Annotated in this window: 5 protein-coding genes and 1 pseudogene; 4 read left to right on the plus strand and 2 right to left on the minus strand. The window is 65.9% G+C overall.

Annotated features, from left to right (window positions below):
- Positions 1-460: 460 nt before the first annotated feature.
- On the minus strand, positions 461-610 hold the full coding sequence (locus ABZ646_RS41095; RefSeq protein ID WP_360531229.1) for a hypothetical protein: 150 nt from the start codon (positions 608-610) through the stop codon (positions 461-463).
- 1029 nt (positions 611-1639) lie between these two features.
- Positions 1640-1992 (minus strand): annotated as a pseudogene (locus ABZ646_RS41100) (lanthionine synthetase); the annotation flags it as partial.
- A 251-nt stretch (positions 1993-2243) separates the two neighbouring features.
- Here ABZ646_RS41100 and ABZ646_RS41105 point away from each other — a divergent pair.
- The 4 genes from ABZ646_RS41105 to ABZ646_RS41120 all read left to right on the plus strand — a co-directional run.
- The gene (locus tag ABZ646_RS41105; RefSeq protein ID WP_358976765.1) at positions 2244-2399 is read left to right on the plus strand and encodes a hypothetical protein; all 156 of its coding nucleotides are present in this window, start codon (positions 2244-2246) and stop codon (positions 2397-2399) included.
- A gap of 28 nt (positions 2400-2427) precedes the next feature.
- A complete protein-coding gene (locus ABZ646_RS41110) occupies positions 2428-2589 on the plus strand; it encodes a hypothetical protein (RefSeq protein ID WP_360531232.1) in 162 nt (53 codons plus the stop codon).
- Between the two features lie 119 nt (positions 2590-2708).
- A complete protein-coding gene (locus ABZ646_RS41115; protein WP_360531235.1) occupies positions 2709-3950 on the plus strand; it encodes a cupin domain-containing protein in 1242 nt (413 codons plus the stop codon).
- The coding region (locus ABZ646_RS41120) for an ABC transporter transmembrane domain-containing protein (RefSeq protein WP_360531238.1) at positions 3950-4366 on the plus strand (417 nt) is incomplete at its 3' end. The genes ABZ646_RS41115 and ABZ646_RS41120, both read left to right, overlap by 1 nt.

Here is a 4366-nt window from a genome sequence, read left to right on the forward strand (position 1 = left end):
GGCACCACGCCCGCGGCGCAGCCGCGGTTCGGCGCGAGGAGCCGGGGATTACCCCATGGTTGCTTTGCATAGTTTCATCATGACCTAGGAGCAATTGCCAGCCCCGGCAATTGGTCGGTGAAGCCTTCCATGCCCGTAGCCGAACTGCTGGGGCTATTCCATCTCGGTCAAGAGGTGCTCCGGAGAGGGCACGTGACAACGTGGGAGAGGCCGAGGGCTGGGCCGAACAGGAGGCAGGTTCACCGGATCCCGGCCGACAGCAGAGAAAGACGGCCCGGGCGCGTCGGTAATCGGTGAGGGCGCCGGTGGCCGACAGGGGGACCATGCGCGGGAGTTCGCTGCGCGGGGTGGCGCCGCGCACGCATCGCAGGCCGAGCTTCCTGAAAGACTCAGCGGCCTCGTTGAGGAGTGCCGCGCCCAACGCCCACGTGACCTGCCGGTCGGCACCAAGCGCCGCCAATCAGGGCGCTGGGTCGGCCTTGGCGGTGTCGTTGACGTTGGTCAGGCAGGCCTTCATGAAGTCGTCGCGGTGGACGGTGCCGCCCCTGGTCTCCTGGGAGCAGGTGCTGTCGCTCGCGGTGTAGGTCTCGCTGCCGTCGTCGGTATACACGCCTCCCGATACCACACCGGATGCGTAGGCGCCGAGGAGCGTTGAGCGGCCGAAGACGGGTTTGTCCACGGTCTTGGTGAGGACCTTCGGCGAGCGGAATGCGCGTCGAGTAGACGGTCCGGCCACACGACGACCGAAGCTGACCTCCGCAGACTCCCCTGCTTCCGTTCCCCAGGGCGGTCCACTCCTCGGTGCGCGGCTGGTCAAGTACGCCCGCGACGGTGTCGGCGTCGATGTTGAGCCCGGCGGGGCCTGGAGTCGTACGGCGCCGTCCGTACTGAGCGGAATCACTCGGCGGTCGTCGTCAGCGATGCCCCGCCGAAGCGGCATGAAGGTGTACATCTCGCTGCCGAGGGACACCCACCGGCCGTCGCGCTGCTCGTAGGCGGTGCAGCGGGAGACGTGCCCTTGAGACGCTGGTGGACGAGGAGCCGGCCGCCGGGTGGGAGCTGCTGCAGCCAGGCGTCGGTACGCCGTGCGCACCGACGCAGGAGCCAGTTCGACGGCTCGTGCGGGTAGTTGTGGGGCGGCGGCTTGTCGAAGGGCCGCTACCTTCGCCCATACGTCACCCTGTTCGAACCAATCGAGTCCAGCACCACGCATCATGACGGTCGCCAGCAGGACGACGGTCTCCCGGCGTCCCACGTGCATCGGACTCGGCTGGTAGGTGAGCAAGTGGCGGGAATCGCTGTGGAACACGTTCGTAGGCTGCGTCCATAGCCTCGGGTCCGCCGAATGCGTCGGCTCGGGCTCGTAGACACAGGGCAGGCACGACACGGCCACGCCGTCGCCAATGAGATCGCTCTGGAGCGACTTAATGGCTGGTGAGGGCTTGTCCGCGAGGTAACGCAACGGTCAGGGCTACTTGTTCATGAACCACCGGCCGGTGAGTTGCCTGTCGGCCTCTGCCTCGATCAGGGCGGGGCCGAGGCGCTTTGCGATGGTACGCCGGGCGCTCTCGCGGTCGACGAAGGTGATGTTGTGCTGCTGCCAGCGGTCGGGAGGCCTGGTGGTCCTCCGGTCGGTGGATCAAGCGATGAGGATGTATGTATCCCAGGCGGACTGGGGTGGTGCGGCAGAGCTGAGCGCAAGGACGGCCAGGGCTATGCCAGCGGCGCCGTCGAGTAGGCCGGGGCCACCTTTCTCGTCTGGATGAGCGCCGTGGCCATGATTTCGGGGTCAAGGCCCGGAGGGGTGACCGCAGTCAGGAGGGCCGGGATCGCGGCGCGGAGATCTCCCGCGGTCGAGGGGTGGGCGTCGTCAGCCGTACGCGTGGCAGCGTGGGCAGGACCGGCGAACCCGTGGCAGAGGCCGTTGTCCGTCGTGGTCTTGAGCTGCTCTGGGTTAGTGAGGGCGGCCACGAGCGCGTTCTCCACGTCGATCTACGTAAAGCCCCACCCCTGCGGTCCAGGAGGCTTCGCATTGCCAAGGATGCCGTGGACTCTCCGCTAACGACGCGGAAGCTCGTCCCGATCATTCTGGTGTTGTTCAACTCAGGGCCGAGCGCTTTCTCAGGCGGGTGAGCGCAGAACTCGCCTGCTCGGGTCGACTGTCCGATTGATGACGTGTATGCGACACGCCATCGGCCGGGAAATGTCAGCGTTTTTCTTCGACACCGGAAGGATGGATGGAAATGGCGAAGTCTCTGGATGCTTCGGACATCGTTGTAACGCACGGCAGTGAACTGGTGGTCAGCCCGTTCGACTGTAACGGGGGCCCGCACGACGATTTCGACACCAACGACAGCGGCGGCCACGACTGGGGCCTCGACGACGAAGACCGCTGCTGACCAGGGGCAGATCTGTAAGGAGTTCAAGATGCCGAAGTCTCTGGATGCTTCGGGCATCGCTGTAACGCACGGCAGTGGACTGGTGATCAGCCCGTTCGACTGCAGCAGCAGGTGGTCGAACGACGACAACGGCCACAGCGACACCGGTCACCACGACTTCGGTGTGAACGACGCGGACCGCTGTAACTGATCGCAAACGCTGCGCAACTGGAACATCGGCTGGTTGCTGGCCCGGGTCACGCCGCACCGGGCCAGCAACCAGTCGGCCACTCCGGGCAAACTCATTGGAAGGGATCAGAAGGAACGCTCATGACGACATTCTTCCCGGCAGGAAGCCTCGCGACCTCCTCTGCCTCCACCGCCTCCACTCCCGAGCTCGAGCGCTTGATCAGGCCTGTTCCGGTGGCTGATTTCTGGCAGGAGTACTGGGAGCGCAAGCCGCTGGTCATCCACCGAGAGGACCCGGACTACTACGCGGGCCTGCTGACCCTGGACGGTATCGACCAGGTGCTTGCCCTGGCCGGGGCGGATCTGAACGAAATCCGTGTCGTCGTGGAGGGCAAGGAAACACCCGTTTCGGAACTCAGCTCAGGCCGGGGCCGCAACGCAAGGTCCAATGCTCTGGAAATCCTCTATGAGCGTTATCGCAGCGGTTCCACCATTGTGGTGAACGCGCTTCAGGAACGGTACGAGCCTCTGCAGCGGGCGGCCATGGCGTTGGGGAGCGAGCTCGGCTGCCGGGTCCAGATGAACATCTACCTCACCCCTCCCGGGTCACGGGGATTCCTGCCGCACTACGACACCCACGACGTCTTCATCGCCCAGGTACACGGCAGCAAGGCATGGCGGCTGGCAGGGGCACCGCATGAACTCCCGATGGCCAACGTGCCGCACGATAAGACCAAGACGGCGCCGGAAACCACTCAGGAGTTTGAACTGTGCTGCGGCGACCTGCTCTACCTGCCCCGCGGCACCTTCCACTCCGGTGCCGCCAACCAGACGGCCTCGCTGCATGTGACGATCGGCCTGCACCCGGTGCTGTGGGCCTCGGCCATCCAGGACGAGCTCACCCGGATCGTTGGCGAGGACGTGCGGTTCCGTCGGGCACTGCCGGTCGGCTTCGCACGGGACGAGGCGGTGCGAGCAGTCGTGCAGGCCGGCTTCGCCCAGCTGCTTGACGCACTGCGCGAGCAGATGTCGCCGGAGGCGATGACCGCCGACTCGGTGAACAGGTTGACCTCCATGGGTCTGCCGCCGCTGCGCCACCACCTGCAGGACTTGGAGGATCTTCCGTTCGTCGGGACCGACACTCCGGTCCGTCGACGCCCTGGCGTGCGGTGGCGGTTGACAGTTGAGGACGGCGTGGCCGGTCTGCACTTCCACAACAAGACGGTGCGATTCCCGGCAGCGGTTGCCGACGAGGTGCGCTTCGTGGCGGAACAGGGCGACGGCTGGTTCACCGGGGAGGCGATCCCCGGTGAATTGGACCAGCCCGGCCGGAAGACGCTGGTGCGCACGTTGGTGAGCGAAGGCTTTCTCACTCTCCGCTGATGACCGACCAGGCGAATGATGGTGCGACATTGGGAGGGACTGTGAAGTCCTCGGCATCTCCTCGGCCCTCGGCACCCCGGGTTCCGCTGTCGCGGATCATCCGGCTGTTCCTGCCGTACCGGCTACGGCTTGGGGTGATGCTGGGACTGATTGCGGCGTCCTCGGTACTGGGGATGGTCCCGCCGTTCCTGCTGCGGTCGATCCTGGATGTGGCGCTGCCGCAGGGACGGATCGGTCTGCTGAGCCTGCTGGCCGCCGGCATGCTGGCCGTGACGCTGGTCGCCAGCGGCATCGGGGTCGGGCAGGCATATCTGTCGCTGGGCATCGGCGAGAACATGATGAACGACCTGCGTACCGCAGTCTACGCCCAGCTCCAGCGGATGCCACTGGCCTTCTTTACCCGGACCAGGACAGGC

It is taken from the genome of Streptomyces sp. NPDC007162, assembly GCF_040634175.1.
GTDB lineage: Bacteria > Actinomycetota > Actinomycetes > Streptomycetales > Streptomycetaceae > Streptomyces.

Bases quoted from the DNA above. Each gene is read 5' to 3' on its own strand.
- ABZ646_RS41105 (WP_358976765.1), top strand. From the start codon at position 2,244: ATGGCGAAGTCTCTGGATGCTTCGGACATCGTTGTAACGCACGGCAGT.
- ABZ646_RS41110 (WP_360531232.1), top strand. From the start codon at position 2,428: ATGCCGAAGTCTCTGGATGCTTCGGGCATCGCTGTAACGCACGGCAGT.
- ABZ646_RS41115 (WP_360531235.1), top strand. From the start codon at position 2,709: ATGACGACATTCTTCCCGGCAGGAAGCCTCGCGACCTCCTCTGCCTCC.